Below are 15191 nucleotides of genomic sequence, written 5' to 3' on the forward strand. Positions count from 1 at the left end.
GCGCGTCGGAGGACCCCTCTTCAGGGGGCTTATACTGCGTTGCATTGTAGCTGAGGGGGTCGCCTGCGAACCCTTGGCAAACCCCTGATTGGACACCAAGCGAGCCCTGTCACCGAGTCTTCGGTTGCCATGGGCTCGCTGCATTTGTGAGTTGGTTTCGAGATACCCATGAGTTTGCGCATTTACAACACGCTGTCGCGTTCGTTGCAACCCTTTTCACCGGCAGAGCCCGGGCATGTGCGCATGTATGTGTGCGGCATGACCATTTATGACCTGTGTCATATCGGCCACGCCCGCATGATGATGGCTTTTGATGTGGTGCAGCGCTGGCTCAAGGCCAGCGGCCTGCGCGTCACCTATGTGCGCAACATCACGGATATCGACGACAAGATCATCAAGCGCGCACTGGAGCGTGGCATCACCATCCGCCAGCTGACCGATGAAATGATTGACGCGATGCACGCTGATATTGGTGCACTGGGCATCGAACCTCCGTCGTTGGAACCCCGCGCCACGGAATACGTGCCGCAAATGCTGTCCCTGATTGGCCAGCTGGAAGGCAAGGGCTTGGCCTACCGCGCCAGCAATGGCGATGTGAACTACTCGGTGCGCAAGTTTGCCGGTTACGGCAAGCTGTCGGGCAAGTCGCTGGACGAGTTGCGTGCTGGCGAGCGCGTGGCGGTGCTGGATGGCAAGGAAGACCCGCTGGACTTTGTGCTGTGGAAGTCCGCCAAACCTGAGGAGCCCGAGGACGCCAAATGGGCGAGCGAGTTTGGTGCCGGCCGCCCGGGCTGGCACATCGAATGCTCCGCCATGAGCTGCTCCACGCTGGGGGAGACCTTTGACATCCACGGCGGTGGCGCTGACCTGCAGTTTCCCCACCATGAGAACGAAATCGCCCAGAGTGAAGGCGCGACGGGCAAACCGTTGGCGCACTTCTGGGTGCACAACGGCTTTGTGCGTGTGGACAACGAGAAGATGTCCAAGAGCCTGGGCAACTTTTTCACCATCCGCGATGTACTCCAGCAGTACGACGCCGAAACCGTGCGTTTCTTCATCGTACGCGCCCACTACCGCAGTGCACTGAATTACAGCGATGCGCACCTGGACGATGCCCGCCAGTCTCTCAAGCGCCTGTATACGGCGCTGGACCAGGTGACGCCCGCCGAGGTGATCATCGATTGGGCCAACCCCTACGCGGCACGCTTCAAGGCGGCCATGGACGAAGACTTTGGCACACCGGAGGCGGTGGCCGTGCTGTTTGACCTGGCTTCCGAGGTCAACCGCAGCAAATCGCCAGCCCTGGCGGGCCTGCTCAAGGCGTTGGCGGCCTGCCTGGGTCTGTTGCAAGGCGACCCCAAAGCGTTTTTGCAGGCCGGTGCCGGTCTGGACGACGCTGCCATCCAGGCCCTGATCGCCCAGCGCGCTGCGGCCAAGGCCGGTAAGGACTTTGCGTTGGCCGACAGCATCCGCAAGGAGTTGCTGGCGCAGGGCATTGTGCTCAAGGATTCGCCTACTGGCACCACCTGGGAAGCCGTGCAGTAATGGCCACCTCCGTGAAAAAGGCCGAAGAACAGGCCCCGGTCCTCGCGACCCCCTATTTTTGGGAGGAGGCCTGCAAGCACTTGGTCAAAAAAGACCGGGTGATGAAGCGCCTGATCCCCCAGTTTGGCGACGCCTGCCTGCAAACCCGGGGCGACGCTTTTGTGACCCTTGCGCGCAGCATTGTGGGCCAGCAGATCTCGGTGAAGTCCGCCCAAACCGTGTGGGACCGCTTTGCCCTGTTGCCGCGCAAGATGACACCCACCAACGTGCTCAAGCTCAAGGTGGACGACATGCGCGCCGCAGGCCTGAGCGTACGCAAGGTTGAGTATTTGGTGGACCTGGCGCTGCACTTTGACAACGGCGCCCTGCACGTGAAGGACTGGGATGGCATGGGCGATGAGGAAATCATTGCCGAGCTGGTGGCCATCCGCGGTATTGGTCGCTGGACGGCCGAGATGTTCCTGATCTTCCACCTGATGCGGCCCAATGTGCTGCCGCTGGACGATGACGGCCTGATCCAGGGTATCAGCCAGAACTATTTTTCAGGCGATGTGGTGAGCCGCAGCGACGCGCGCGAGGTCGCCGCCGCCTGGGCGCCGTACTGCAGTGTGGCAACTTGGTATATTTGGCGCTCTCTCGACCCCCTACCGGTCGCGTACTAGAAGGAGAAACAGCGTTGGCTAAAAAGACATTTCTCGACTTTGAGCAGCCCATTGCCGAGCTCGAAGGCAAGATTGAAGAGTTGCGCTATGTGCAAAACGAGTCGGCGGTGGATATTTCTGCCGAAATCGACCAGCTGAGCAAAAAAAGCCAGCAGCTCACCAAAGACATTTACAGTGATTTGACCCCTTGGCAAATCACCAAGATCGCGCGCCATGCCGAGCGTCCTTACACGCTGGACTATGTCAACGACATCTTCACCCACTTTGTGGAGCTGCACGGTGACCGCCACTTTGCCGATGACCTGAGCATTGTGGGCGGCCTGGCACGTTTCAACGGGACGCCCTGCATGGTGATTGGCCAGCAAAAAGGCCGTGACACCAAGGAGCGTGGTCTGCGCAACTTTGGCATGAGCAAGCCCGAGGGCTACCGCAAGGCGCTGCGCCTCATGAAGCTGGCCGAGAAGTTCAAACTGCCAGTGTTCACTTTTGTGGACACCCCTGGCGCGTATCCCGGCATTGACGCCGAAGAGCGCGGCCAGTCCGAAGCCATTGGCCGCAACATCTTCGAGATGGCGCAGCTCGAAGTGCCCATCATCACCACCATCATTGGTGAAGGCGGCTCCGGTGGCGCGCTGGCGATTTCGGTGGCCGACCAGGTCATCATGCTCCAGTACTCCATTTACTCGGTCATCAGCCCTGAAGGTTGTGCATCGATTTTGTGGAAAACCTCGGACAAGGCGCAAGACGCCGCCGACGCGCTGGGCATCACCGCCCACCGTCTCAAGGCCCTGGGCCTGGTGGACAAGATCGTCAACGAACCCGTGGGTGGTGCGCACCGCGACCCCAAACAGGCTGCAGCTTTCTTGAAACGTGCCTTGGCCGATGCCTACCGCCAGATCAGCGATCTCAAGGTCAAAGAGCTGCTGGATCGCCGTTACGAGCGCCTGCAAAGCTACGGCCGCTTCACCGATACCAAGGCCACCGGCAAATAAGCCGGTTGCACCGGCGACCTGCCGCACGCCATGACCCAGTCACTGGATGCGGCCCTGCGGGCTTTTCAGCCCGCTTTGCCTTTGGGGGTGGCGTTCAGCGGTGGGGCGGACTCCACTGCCTTGCTGATTGCCTGTGCCGAGCGCTGGCCGGGGCAGGTGGTCGCCCTGCATGTGAACCACGGTCTCCAGGCGGCTGCGGTCGACTTTGAAACCTTCTGCATCGACCTGTGCGCCACGCTAGGCGTGCCCCTGCGGGTGTTGAAAGTGGAGGCTGGGCACGCACCCGGCCAAAGCCCCGAAGAGGCCGCCCGAGTTGCACGTTACAAGGCTTTTAGTGCTCTAGCCCGCATGGATTCTGCGCAAGTAGCTATTAAATCAATAGCTATTGCACAACACGCTGATGACCAAGTGGAGACCCTGCTACTGGCACTGAGCCGTGGCGCAGGCTTGCGCGGCCTGAGCGCCATGCCTGCGCAGTGGCAACGTGATGGCTTGGACTTTTATCGGCCCCTGTTGGGTGTGTCTGCGTCGGACATTCGGGTATGGCTGGCCGAACGTGGAAGCGCCTTTGTAGAAGACCCTAGCAATACCGACCAGCGCTTTACCCGCAACCGCATACGTGCCCAACTGCTGCCGGTCCTGGATGCCGTGTTTCCCCAGTTTCGTGACACATTGGCCCGCAGTGTCGCCCATGCTGCCCAAGCACAAGGGTTGCTGGACGAAATGGCTGCCGCCGATTTGCAGGTGGTATGTCGTTCGGACGATGGGCTGCCCACCATCCAGGGCCTGCAAACCTTGGCCGCAGCGCGTCAGGCGAATGTCTTGCGCCATTGGTTCGCCAAAGCTCACCGGGTGATTCCGAGTGCGGCCCAACTCGCCGAACTGCAGCACCAGATTGCGGCCTGCACCACGCGGGGGCACCGTATCCACCTCAAGCTGGCACAGGGATTTGTGGAGCGCAAGGGGGCGGTGCTGGTTTGGGCCCGGTCCGTAGATCAGGTTCCGCGAGCAGTTTGACAAAAACAGGCCAGAGTCTGTGCGATAATCCTGCTTGACCTTTAGGAGACGTGACCGAGTGGCCGAAGGTGCTCCCCTGCTAAGGGAGTATGGGGTGTAGAGCCTCATCGAGGGTTCGAATCCCTCCGTCTCCGCCAAAGTTTAAAAAACCCGATCTATGGTCGGGTTTTTTTTCGCCTGTCTGTGATGCAGTTCACAAACGCACCTCTGGCGTGGCCCGATGTCGCGGCTATCATGCCCACTGCCGATACAAGCTTGCGGGCTCCGCCACGGCAATTTCTATTTCATTTCAAGAGGGAAAATACATGAACACAGAAGTCATCTGGACATTTCTCACCACACAAGGTGCAGATTTTGGTTTGAAGCTGCTGGGCGCCTTGGGCGCCTGGATCGTGGGGCGTTGGCTGATTTCGCTGGCTTTGCGTTTGCTGGGGGCTGCATTGCAACGCGGTGGCAAGGTAGACCAGACGCTGGCCAACTACCTCAACTCGATTTTGTCGGTGATTCTGAACGTGGTTCTGATCCTGGCAATTCTGGACATTTTTGGCGTCCAGACCACCTCGTTTGCCGCCTTGTTGGCCGGTGCTGGCTTGGCCATTGGTACGGCTTGGGGCGGTTTGCTGACCCACTTTGCCGCCGGGGTGTTCATGCAGGTGCTGCGTCCCTACAAGGTAGGCGACTTTGTGACTGCTGGTGGCGTGACCGGTACCGTCAAGGAACTGGGTCTGTTTGGTACTACCCTGATCACTCCCGACAACGTGGTCACCATTGTGGGCAACAACACCGTGTTTTCGGGTTCCATTCAGAACTTCAGCACCTTGGCCTACCGCCGCGTGGACTGTGTGGCCAAGGTCGCCAACGGAGTTGATGTGCTGGATGCCATTTCGCGGCTGCGCGCTACGGTGGCAGCGATTCCCAATGTGGCCGCTACGCCTGCACCCGACATTGAGATTTTGCAGTTTACGCCCGAGGGTCCATTGCTATGTGTGCGGCCCTATACCCACACCGACCATTACTGGCAGGTCTACTTTGACACGCACAAGGCGGTGGTGAGCACCTTCGGCGCTGCGGGGTATCCGGTGCCAGAAACCCCGGTGGCACACCGCACGCTGTAAATCACAGCCCTACCAACCAACACAAAGGCCGCCCGGTGGGGCGGCCTTTTGCATGGTGTCATGCCTGGTTCAGAAGGTGATGCCTGCTGGGTTGGAAGGACTCGGCGCTGACGGTGCTGGTTCTGCAGGCACTTCTATGGGTTTGGCCGCTGTTTTGGGCTGTGTCGTCGGTTTTTGGACTGCAACCAAGGGCGTTGGGGTGGCGAAGCGGTAACCCTTGGGGAGCGTTGAGGTGGCGGGGTACCCTGCGGCATTGAGGTACTGCGTCCACTCCAGGTCGGAGAAGCCTTTTAGCTTTTGTCCACCAATGGTGGCGTAGGGCAGGGAGTTGTCGCCCGCCAGGCGCTGCAGGGCCTCCAGATCCTCGGTCGTGCTTACGGTTCGCTCGGCGAACGGAACACCGCGGCTTTTCAGGAGCGATCGGCCCGTATCGCAAGGAGCGCAGGACGCTGCGGTGTACAAGGTTACTGGGTACTTGGACGCTACCTGGCGCAATTCGTAGGGCAGGTCAGCGCCTGCAGTTGCTGCGCCCGACGTTGCCCCTGTCGCGGCCACATTGCCCTTGTCGGCCGAAGCCGGCGGCTTGTCGGAAAACGTGACCTTGCCATCGGGCCCCACGATCTTGTAGACCGGTTGTGCCATGCTGGCCTGGCCCATCAAGGCCAAGGCCAGAGTGCCAAGGAGGGTGATTCGGGTCTGCATTGTCATAGGTCCATCCTGCAAGGTGCGTATCAACAAATCTTCAATGGTTGGCCATGCCCTGGTGTCGGAGCAGCGCATCCAGTGAGGGTTCCCGGCCGCGAAAAGCCTTGAACGACTCCATCGCAGGGCGGCTGCCACCAGCTTCCAGAATGGCCATCCGGTATTGTCGGCCGGTTTCGGGGTTGGGCACACCCTGGGCGTCAGCGGACTCTTCGAATGCAGCGTAGGCGTCTGCACTCAATACCTCGGCCCATTTGTAGCTGTAGTAGCCCGCGGCATAGCCGCCTGCAAAGATGTGGCTGAAGGTGTTGGCCGTTCGGCTCCACGCCGGAGGCTGCAGGACGGCTACCTCCTGGCGGACGCGCTCCAGCAGGGGCATGAAGTCGGCAGCCGGGTCGTGTTCGGTGTGCAACAGCATGTCGAACAGGGAGAACTCAATTTGACGCAGGGTCTGCATGCCGCTCTGGAAGTTTTTGGCGGCCAGCATTTTGTCAAACAGCGCGCGGGGCAGCGCTTCACCGGTCTCCACATGCGCGGTCATGTGTTGCAGCACACTCCATTCCCAGCAGAAGTTCTCCATGAACTGGCTGGGCAGCTCCACCGCGTCCCATTCCACGCCGCTGATGCCTGAGACATCGCGCTCGTTCACCTGCGTCAGCATGTGGTGCAGGCCGTGGCCAAATTCGTGGAACAGTGTGGTGACGTCATCGTGGGTCAGCAGGGCTGGTTTGCCATCCACACTCTCGGCAAAGTTGCAGACCAAGTGGGCCACCGGGGTCTGCAACTGGCCATTGTCTGGGCGTAGCCAGCGTGTGCGCACATCGTCCATCCAGGCGCCGCCGCGTTTGCCGCTGCGGGCCGTGGGGTCCAGGTAGAACTGGCCGACCAGTTGCAGGCCTTGTACGCCGCGGCGCTCAATGCGGTAGAACTTCACACCCGGGTTCCACACAGGTGCGCTGTCTTCGCGGATTTCCACATCAAACAGGGTTTCCACAATCTTGAACAAGCCTGCCAGCACCTTGGGGGCCGTGAAGTATTGTTTGACTTCTTGCTCGCTGAAGGCGTAACGCGCCTCCTTGAGCTTCTCGGAGATATAGGGCCAGTCCCAGGCCTGGGGATCGGTCAGGCCCAGATCTGTCTTCGCGAAGGCGCGCAGATCGACGATGTCCTGTTCGGCAAACGGACGGGCCTTGCGGGCCAAGTCACGCAGAAACGCCACCACGGTGGCAGGAGAGTCGGCCATCTTGGGCACCACCGACAGAGTGCCAAAGTTGGCATAGCCCAGCAGTCGCGCCTCTTCCTGGCGCAAGGCCAGAATGTCAGAAATGATGCTGCTGTTATCGAACTTCTGAAATTCGGTTTCTGCCTCGGTGGAGGCGCGGGTGGCATAGGCCCGGTACAGCACGGCGCGCAAGGCGCTGCTCTTGGCAAACTGCATGACGGGCAGGTAGCAAGGCATCTTCAGCGTGAGCTTGTAGCCTTCTTTGCCTTCGGTCTGGGCCGCGGCGCGGGCGGCTTGCACCACGTCCGGGGGCACGCCATCCAGCTCGGCCTCGGAGGCGTAGTAGGCAAAGGCGTCGGTCGCGTCCAGCGTGTTCTCGCTGAATTTTTGGCCAAGTTCGGCCTGTTTTTCCTGGATAACGGCAAAACGCTCGCGTTCGGCGCCTTGCAGCTCCGCACCGCCCAGCACAAAGTTGCGCACGGCATTTTTGTGGGCCTGCAACTGCTCGGTGTTCAGTGTGTCGGTGTTGATGGCCTTGTACTTGGCATACAGGCGCTCATCGGCGCCCAGGCGGGTCCAGAACTCGGTGACCTTGGGTAGGGTTGCGTTGTAGGCGGCGCGCAGTTCCGGCGTGTCGGCCACGCTGTTCAAGTGGCTCACCGCACCCCAGGCGAGTCCCAGGCGTTCGGTGGCCACGTCCAGTTCCCGGGCGATGGCGTGCCATTCGGCTGGGAAATCGGTGGTGGTGACTGTCTCCAGCGCCTGCTCGGCCTGTGCCAGCAGCGCGTCCATGGCGGGTTCCACATGCTCGGGCCGGATTTGGTCAAACAGGGGCAGGCCGGTGGTGTTCAGCAAAGGATTCATGGTGGTGCGGGTCAGGGCAGTGAAACTGGAAAACAGATAGGGGCAAGCAAGGCTTATGCAAGCCCGCGCTGGGCGGCGTCGCGTTCGGCGGCTTCCAGCGTATTGACCAGCAGCATGGTGATGGTCATGGGGCCCACGCCACCGGGCACCGGGGTGATGTGGCCTGCCACCTGGCTCACGCCGGCAAAGTCTACGTCGCCGCATAGCTTGCCCGCATCGTCGCGGTTCATGCCCACGTCGATCACCACCGCACCGGGCTTGACCATGTCGGCCGTCAGCACATTGCGCTTGCCGACAGCTGCCACGATCACGTCGGCCTGTAGCGTCATTGCTTTCAAATCAGGCGTAGCGCTGTGGCAGATGGTCACCGTGGCGTTTTGCTGCAGCAGCATCATGGCCATGGGCTTGCCGACGATGTTGGAGCGGCCAATGACGATAGCGTGTTTGCCGCGCAAGTTGTAGCCGATCGACTCCAGCATCTTCATGCAGCCATAGGGCGTGCAGGGCCAGAAGCCGGGCTGGCCCACCATCAGGGCACCTGCGCTGGCGACGTGGAAGCCGTCCACGTCCTTGGCTGGGGAGATGGCTTCAATCACCTTGTGCGCATCGATGTGGGCGGGTAAAGGCAACTGCACCAGAATGCCGTGGATGTCGGGATCGTTGTTCAGTGCGTCCACGCGGGCCAGCAGTTCGGCTTCGGTCATCGTCGCCTCGTACTTTTCCAGCACCGAGTGCAGGCCCGCGTCGGTGCAAGCCTTGACCTTGTTGCGCACATAGACCTGGCTGGCCTGGTTGTCGCCTACCAGGACCACGGCCAGGCCGGGGGTGAGTCCACGGTCCTTGAGGGCCGTGGTGCGGCGGGCGACGTCACCACGCAATTGGGCGGCCAGGGCGTTGCCATCAATAATCTGGGCGGAGGATGCAGTCATGCTTGTCTCTTGAAGTAAAAACGCCCGCAGCGAAGGCAGAGCGGGCGCAAGGTGCTATAAAAAATGGAGCGTCAGGTTTTGGGTGCGTTCTGGCCCAAGGCAATTTTGAGCAGATCGGCCACGGTGTTGGCGCTGAGTTTTTCCATGATGTTGGCGCGGTGCGCCTCCACCGTCTTGATGCTGATGCCCAGGTCGTCGGCGATCTGCTTGTTCAGGCGGCCGGCCACGATGCGTTCAAGCACCTGGCTTTCGCGCAGCGTGAGTTTGGAGAGCAGGGCGTCGCGGCTGACGGCGAGCTGGTAGTCGGCAAAGGTGTCCTTGGCGTGTTCCAGCATGCGTTCCACCAGGCTGACCAGTTGGTCCTCCTTGAACGGCTTCTGGATGAAGTCCATGGCGCCCTTTTTCATGCTGTCCACGGCCATCGGCACATCACCGTGGCCGGTGATAAAGACGATGGGCAGGGGAGATTTGGCTTCGATCAGGCGGCTTTGCAGCTCCAGGCCGGTCATGCCCCCCATGCGGATGTCCACAATCAGGCAGGCGACTTCGCGTGCGTCATAGCGGCTCAAAAAGGATTCGGCGGAATCAAAGCACCGCACCCGGTAACCCTTGCCCTCCAGCAGCCACTGCAGGGAGTCCCGCACTGCTTCGTCGTCATCGACTACGTAAACCGTTCCTTTTTTGGGGATCAAGCTCATTCAGTTATCCGAGGTTGGGTTGTGGGGCGGGCGGCGCTGCATAGCTCAGCGCGCCACCTTCGGTCAGGGGCACCCAGAAGGAGAAGCGGCACCCAGATACTTCCGTCCCATTGTAGATGTTCTCCGCGGTCATCCGGCCCAGGTGCGACTCGACGATGGAGCGGCACAAAGAGAGGCCAATGCCCATGCCATCGGCCTTGGTGGAGTAGAAGGCTTCGTAGAGTCGCGCCATGACTTCGGGCGCCAGCCCCTTGCCGGTGTCCTGCACCGAAAACTCGATCACCGGCTTGTTGTCAATGTGGCGCGGCAGCACCCGCAGCTCCACGATGCGGTCCGCCGTCTGGCGCAGTGCGGAGTCGATGGATTCAGCCGCATTGCGCAGCAGGTTGACCAGCACCTGTTCAATCAGGATCGGATCCACCATGACCAGGGGCAGGCGCGCAGCCACGTAGTGATTCAAGCGCACATTGAAGCGGCGCAACTCAATTTCCGCCAGCTCCACCGCTTCGGCCACCATGGTGGAGACTTCTGACGGGGTGCGGTTAGGCTCGCTGCGCTTCACGAAAGAGCGAATGCGCTGGATGATCTGTCCTGCGCGCTGGGCCTGTTTGGCGGTTTTTTCCAGTGCGCCCAGCAGGTCTTCTTCCGAAATCTGCTTGTCCTTGATGCGGGACACCATGCCATTGCAGTAATTGTTGATAGCCGTCAGCGGCTGGTTGAGTTCGTGTGCCACGCTGGAGGCCATCTCGCCCATGGTGATGAGGCGGCTGGACGTCTGGGCGCGTTCGGCCTGGATGGCCGCCTGCTCTTCGGCCAGGCGTCGGGTGGTGATGTCGGTGGCAATCACCATCTGCGCCAGGCGGCCGTCTACCCAGCTCAGGTAGCGCGTGCGCACCTCCAGCCATTTGCCCAAGGTGGTAATGAAGATCTCGGCGCTTTCTGAATCGCTGTCAGGCAGGGCGGTGGTGGGCAGGCCTGCAAACGAGTCCACGCTGTCCGAGGCCTCGTCATTGGTCGGGTTCACGGGGACGCCGGCTTCAGCCACCAATTGCAGGTGACCGCCCGCCTGCACGCCAAACCATTGGCGGTACAGCTTGTTGGCAAACAGCAGCTCGTCGCTGCCCAGGGGGGCCACCGAAATGGACGCATCCAAAGCCTCCAGCACGGTGGTGAAGCGCTGGTGGGAGGCCGACAGCTGCTCGCGCACGCGGTTGGGCTCGGTGATGTCGGTCATGGAAGTGACCCAGCCGGTTTGCGTGCCCATGGCATCAATCAGCGGAGACACATACAGACGTGCATCGAACAAGGTGTTGTCGCGCCGCTTGACGCGCACCTGGATACCGCCCAGTGTGGTGTTGCCATGCATCTCTTCTTCCAGCCGGGAGGCCAGGTTGTCGCGGTCGCTGTCGGGCCAGTAGGGGAAGGGGGCCGTACGGCCCACAAGGTCGGACTCGCTCCACCCCGTCATCTGGCAAAAGGCGGCATTCACATAGGTGATGCGGCCCTGCAAGTCCATGGCGCGCATGCCGGTCAGCATGGAGTTTTCCATGGCGCGGCGAAAGTTGGTTTCCGACATCAGCGCCTGCTGCGCCTGCACGCGGCGGCGTGTGTGGCGCCAGTTGGCAATCAGCATCCAGGCCGTCATCACGCTCAGGGCACTGACCAGCCAGAACAGCCCACTGCCAATGACTCCCAAGGACGCCCGGTAGGCCTGCGCCCGGATTACCAGTCCTGAGCCCACAGGGGAGACCGGCATGGCATATTCATTGGCGGGGTTGCTCCAGGGCATTACACGGCCTACCAACTTGCGGTCCGGGATGCTGGTGCCCGCTAGCAGTTTGCCGTTGGCGTCTTGCAGCGAAACCGCGTAGCGCGCGGAGACCTCTGACGGCACACCGTAGCGGTACAAACCATCGACTGAATATTCAGTCAGCAGCACGCCCGAGAAACGCCCCCGCTCGCTCAGGGGCACAAACATCTGCAACATGGGCGCCTCGTCCTTGGCGCGTGGGGGCTGGATGTACAGAGGCTGGTTCACTTCGCGGGTCAGGGTGTAGCCTGCCTCACGAGCGCCGTAGGACAAAACATCGGTGCTGGATTGCAGGCTGCCCGCAAAGTTGCCACCCATGCCCAAACTGGAACGGGTGCGCTGTTTGTCATCCACCCAGGCCATACCCTGCACCTCGGGGTACTGGTCCAGCATGGCGGCGGCCCGTTGCCGGAAGTCGTCCAGGTCGAGTTCACGGTTCGAAATCTCGCGGGCAATGCGCATGATTTGTTCTTGCCGCTCCAGCAGGCGCAGGCGCAGGCGCTGTTGGGTGTATTCCACATCGCGTTGCACGGCCTCCTGCTCGCGGTCCATTTCTTCTACGCGCAAATAACCCAATGCCGACACGATGGCGGCAAAAAACAAGAGTACGGCGGCCAGGGGGGCCAACATGGCCACCCGGTCCTGGCGGTGTGGCGTGAGCCGGTGCCACCAGCGGCGCGCACCGTCCACCGATGGCAGCGCAATGGGTTTTGGCAAGGAAATCACTTTGTTAAAAGGCATGGGGAGAGTGTAGGGGAGGGGCGCTGGCGCTGAGGTCGCAAGTGCTGCAAAGCAGCATCAATATTTCACAATAAGAAACGCATAGGCATAATTTGAAATTTGAAAATAAATATGAGAAACTAGGGCCACCGCACTAAATTACGCCAAAGTACCAAGAAGGAGACATCGATGGCTGCAGTTCCCCAAAACCCTTTGGGCACGTCCGACGTGGACGGTCAGGAGACCCGTGAGTGGATGGATGCTCTAAGCGCCGTCATTGAAAGCGAGGGCCCGGAGCGCGCCCACTTCCTGTTGGAGCAATTGCTGGAGCACGCCCGCCAGAAGAGCATCGACATGCCTTTCTCGGCCACCACGGGTTATGTGAACACCATCGAGCCGCAAGACGAAGAGCGCGCGCCCGGTAATTTGGAAATTGAAGAGCGCCTGCGCGCCTACATGCGCTGGAACGCCATGGCCATGGTCGTGAAGGCCAACCGCCACAACCCCGCAGACGGTGGGGATTTGGGTGGCCACATTGGCTCTTTTGCCTCGCTGGCCAGCTTGTTTGGCGCGGGTTTTAACCATTTCTGGCACGCTGAGAGCGAAAACCACGGGGGTGATTGCCTGTACATCCAGGGCCACGTGTCCCCCGGTGTGTACGCCCGCGCCTACTTGGAAGGCCGCTTGACCGAAGAGCAATTGCTCAACTTCCGCCAGGAAGTGGACGGCAAGGGCCTCTCCAGCTACCCGCACCCCAAGCTGATGCCCGAGTTCTGGCAGTTCCCCACCGTGTCCATGGGTCTGGGCCCGTTGATGGCGATCTACCAGGCGCGCTTTCTCAAATACCTGCACGCCCGTGGCATTGCCAACACCGAAAACCGCAAGGTGTGGGTGTTCTGCGGCGACGGTGAAATGGACGAAGTCGAGTCCCTGGGCGCGATCGGTTTGGCTGCCCGCGAAGGTTTGGACAACCTGGTCTTTGTGATCAACTGCAACTTGCAGCGTCTGGATGGCCCGGTGCGCGGCAACGGCAAGATCATCCAGGAGCTGGAAGGCGAATTCCGCGGTGCCGGCTGGAACGTCATCAAACTCTTGTGGGGCTCTGGTTGGGACCCCCTGTTGGCGCGCGACAAAGACGGCGCGCTCAAGAAGATCATGATGGACACGCTGGACGGCGACTACCAGGCCATGAAGGCCAACGACGGTGCCTACGTCCGCAAGCACTTCTTCGGCAAAGACCCGCGCACCCTGGAGATGGTCTCCAAGATGAGCGACGAAGAGATTTTTGACCTGCGCCGCGGTGGCCACGACTCCAAGAAGGTGTATGCCGCATTCCACAAGGCCGTGAACCACAAGGGCCAGCCCACTGTGCTGCTGATCAAGACCGTCAAGGGCTTTGGCATGGGCAAGGCAGGCGAGGGCAAAAACAACGTCCACCAGACCAAGAAGCTGACCGACGAAGACATCAAGGCCTTCCGTGACCGCTTCAACATCCCGGTGCCCGATAGCCAGTTGGCCGACATCCCGTTTTACAAGCCCGCGGACGATACCCCCGAAATGAAGTACCTGCACGAGCGCCGCAAGGCCTTGGGCGGCTACCTGCCACACCGCCGCACCAAGGCGGACGAGAGTTTCACCGTGCCGTCGCTGGAGGTGTTCAAGTCAGTGATGGAGCCCACTGCCGAAGGCCGTGAAATCTCCACCACCCAGGCCTATGTGCGTTTCCTGACCCAGTTGTTGCGCGACCAGGCCCTGGGCCCCCGTGTGGTGCCGATTCTGGTGGACGAAGCCCGTACCTTTGGTATGGAAGGCTTGTTCCGCCAAGTGGGTATCTACAACCCCGCAGGCCAGCAGTACACCCCGGTCGACAAGGACCAGGTCATGTACTACAAGGAAGATGCCAAGGGCCAGATCCTGCAGGAAGGCATCAACGAAGCCGGCGGCATGAGCAGCTGGATTGCCGCCGCCACCAGCTACTCCACCAGCAACCGCATCATGGTGCCGTTCTACGTGTACTACTCGATGTTCGGCTTCCAGCGCATCGGCGACCTGGCCTGGGCGGCCGGCGACATGCAAGCCCGCGGTTTCCTGTTGGGCGGCACCTCGGGCCGCACCACTTTGAACGGTGAAGGCCTGCAGCACGAAGACGGTCACAGCCACATCATGGCCGGCACCATCCCGAACTGCATTTCTTACGACCCGACCTTCGCCCACGAAGTCGGCGTGATCCTGCACCACGGTTTGAAGCGCATGGTCGAGAAGCAAGACAACGTCTTCTACTACCTGACCCTGCTGAACGAAAACTACCCCATGCCCGGCCTGCAGCCCGGCACGGAAGAGCAGATCATCAAGGGCATGTACCAGTGCAAGGCGGGCCCCGCGCTCACCAAGAAGGCACCCCGCGTGCAACTCTTGGGCTCCGGCACCATCCTGCGCGAAAGCATTGCGGCGCAAGAACTGCTGGAAAAAGACTGGGGCATCGGCGCTGATGTGTGGAGCTGCCCAAGCTTCAACGAACTGACCCGCGACGGCCAGGACGCTGACCGCTGGAACCTGCTGCACCCGCTGGAAACACCACGCGTGCCTTTCGTGGCCGAGCAACTCAACAAGTCCACCGGCCCCGTGGTTGCGTCCACCGACTACATGAAGGCATATGCCGAGCAGATCCGTCCGTTCGTGCCCAAGGGCCGTACGTACAAGGTGTTGGGAACGGACGGCTTTGGCCGCTCCGACTTCCGCAGCAAGCTGCGTGAGCACTTCGAGGTGAACCGCCACTACATCGTGGTTGCCGCCCTGAAGGCCCTGAGCGAAGACGGTACCGTGCCAGTGGCCAAGGTGGCGGAAGCCATTGCCAAGTACGGCATCAACACCGACAAGGTCAACCCCCTGTACGCCTAAGAACTCCGGAGACAACA

At 61.0% G+C, this 15191-nt stretch carries 11 protein-coding genes and 1 tRNA gene; 7 read left to right on the forward strand and 5 right to left on the reverse strand.

Features of this window, described 5'->3' with window-relative positions; translation table 11 throughout:
* The first annotated feature begins 168 nt into the window (after positions 1-168).
* The 6 genes from cysS to AC3WS7_RS00650 all read left to right on the forward strand — a co-directional run bounded on the left by cysS (position 169) and on the right by AC3WS7_RS00650 (position 5331).
* A complete protein-coding gene (cysS, locus tag AC3WS7_RS00625) occupies positions 169-1545 on the forward strand; it encodes a cysteine--tRNA ligase (protein ID WP_492655016.1) in 1377 nt (458 codons plus the stop codon).
* The gene (locus AC3WS7_RS00630) at positions 1545-2207 is read left to right on the forward strand and encodes a DNA-3-methyladenine glycosylase family protein (protein ID WP_296470983.1); all 663 of its coding nucleotides are present in this window, start codon (positions 1545-1547) and stop codon (positions 2205-2207) included. The genes cysS and AC3WS7_RS00630 overlap by 1 nt, the downstream gene beginning before the upstream one ends.
* A 14-nt stretch (positions 2208-2221) precedes the next feature.
* On the forward strand, positions 2222-3199 hold the full coding sequence (locus tag AC3WS7_RS00635) for an acetyl-CoA carboxylase carboxyltransferase subunit alpha (protein ID WP_296470982.1): 978 nt from the start codon (positions 2222-2224) through the stop codon (positions 3197-3199).
* Between the two features lie 30 nt (positions 3200-3229).
* The gene (tilS, locus tag AC3WS7_RS00640) at positions 3230-4216 is read left to right on the forward strand and encodes a tRNA lysidine(34) synthetase TilS (protein WP_296470978.1); all 987 of its coding nucleotides are present in this window, start codon (positions 3230-3232) and stop codon (positions 4214-4216) included.
* A 44-nt stretch (positions 4217-4260) separates the two neighbouring features.
* A tRNA-Ser gene (locus AC3WS7_RS00645) sits at positions 4261-4353 on the forward strand.
* Positions 4354-4521: 168 nt separating this feature from the next.
* On the forward strand, positions 4522-5331 hold the full coding sequence (locus AC3WS7_RS00650) for a mechanosensitive ion channel family protein (protein WP_492655017.1): 810 nt from the start codon (positions 4522-4524) through the stop codon (positions 5329-5331).
* Positions 5332-5400: 69 nt separating this feature from the next.
* On the opposite strand, the gene AC3WS7_RS00655 is transcribed toward AC3WS7_RS00650, so the two are convergent.
* The 5 genes from AC3WS7_RS00655 to AC3WS7_RS00675 all read right to left on the reverse strand — a co-directional run bounded on the left by AC3WS7_RS00655 (position 5401) and on the right by AC3WS7_RS00675 (position 12297).
* Positions 5401-6039, reverse strand: coding sequence for a glutaredoxin family protein (locus AC3WS7_RS00655; RefSeq protein WP_492655018.1), 639 nt, complete (start codon positions 6037-6039; stop codon positions 5401-5403).
* A gap of 34 nt (positions 6040-6073) precedes the next feature.
* Positions 6074-8119 (reverse strand): M3 family metallopeptidase, encoded by a 2046-nt coding sequence (locus AC3WS7_RS00660; protein ID WP_492655019.1) that lies wholly within the window; start codon positions 8117-8119, stop codon positions 6074-6076.
* 53 nt (positions 8120-8172) lie between these two features.
* Positions 8173-9048, reverse strand: a complete 876-nt coding sequence (gene folD, locus AC3WS7_RS00665) for a bifunctional methylenetetrahydrofolate dehydrogenase/methenyltetrahydrofolate cyclohydrolase FolD (protein ID WP_492655020.1) — start codon at positions 9046-9048, stop codon at positions 8173-8175.
* 71 nt (positions 9049-9119) lie between these two features.
* Positions 9120-9746 carry a response regulator transcription factor gene (locus AC3WS7_RS00670; RefSeq protein ID WP_094478892.1) on the reverse strand — a complete coding sequence of 209 codons (627 nt, stop codon included), beginning with the start codon at positions 9744-9746 and terminating at the stop codon, positions 9120-9122.
* A 4-nt stretch (positions 9747-9750) separates the two neighbouring features.
* The gene (locus AC3WS7_RS00675) at positions 9751-12297 is read right to left on the reverse strand and encodes a PAS domain-containing sensor histidine kinase (RefSeq protein WP_492655021.1); all 2547 of its coding nucleotides are present in this window, start codon (positions 12295-12297) and stop codon (positions 9751-9753) included.
* Positions 12298-12465: 168 nt separating this feature from the next.
* On the opposite strand from AC3WS7_RS00675, the gene aceE reads away from it, so the two are divergent.
* A complete protein-coding gene (aceE, locus tag AC3WS7_RS00680; protein ID WP_296470964.1) occupies positions 12466-15174 on the forward strand; it encodes a pyruvate dehydrogenase (acetyl-transferring), homodimeric type in 2709 nt (902 codons plus the stop codon).
* The last annotated feature ends 17 nt before the right edge of the window (positions 15175-15191 follow it).

The sequence above is a fragment of the Rhodoferax sp. EU05-FHT12H12 genome, from assembly GCF_058791215.1.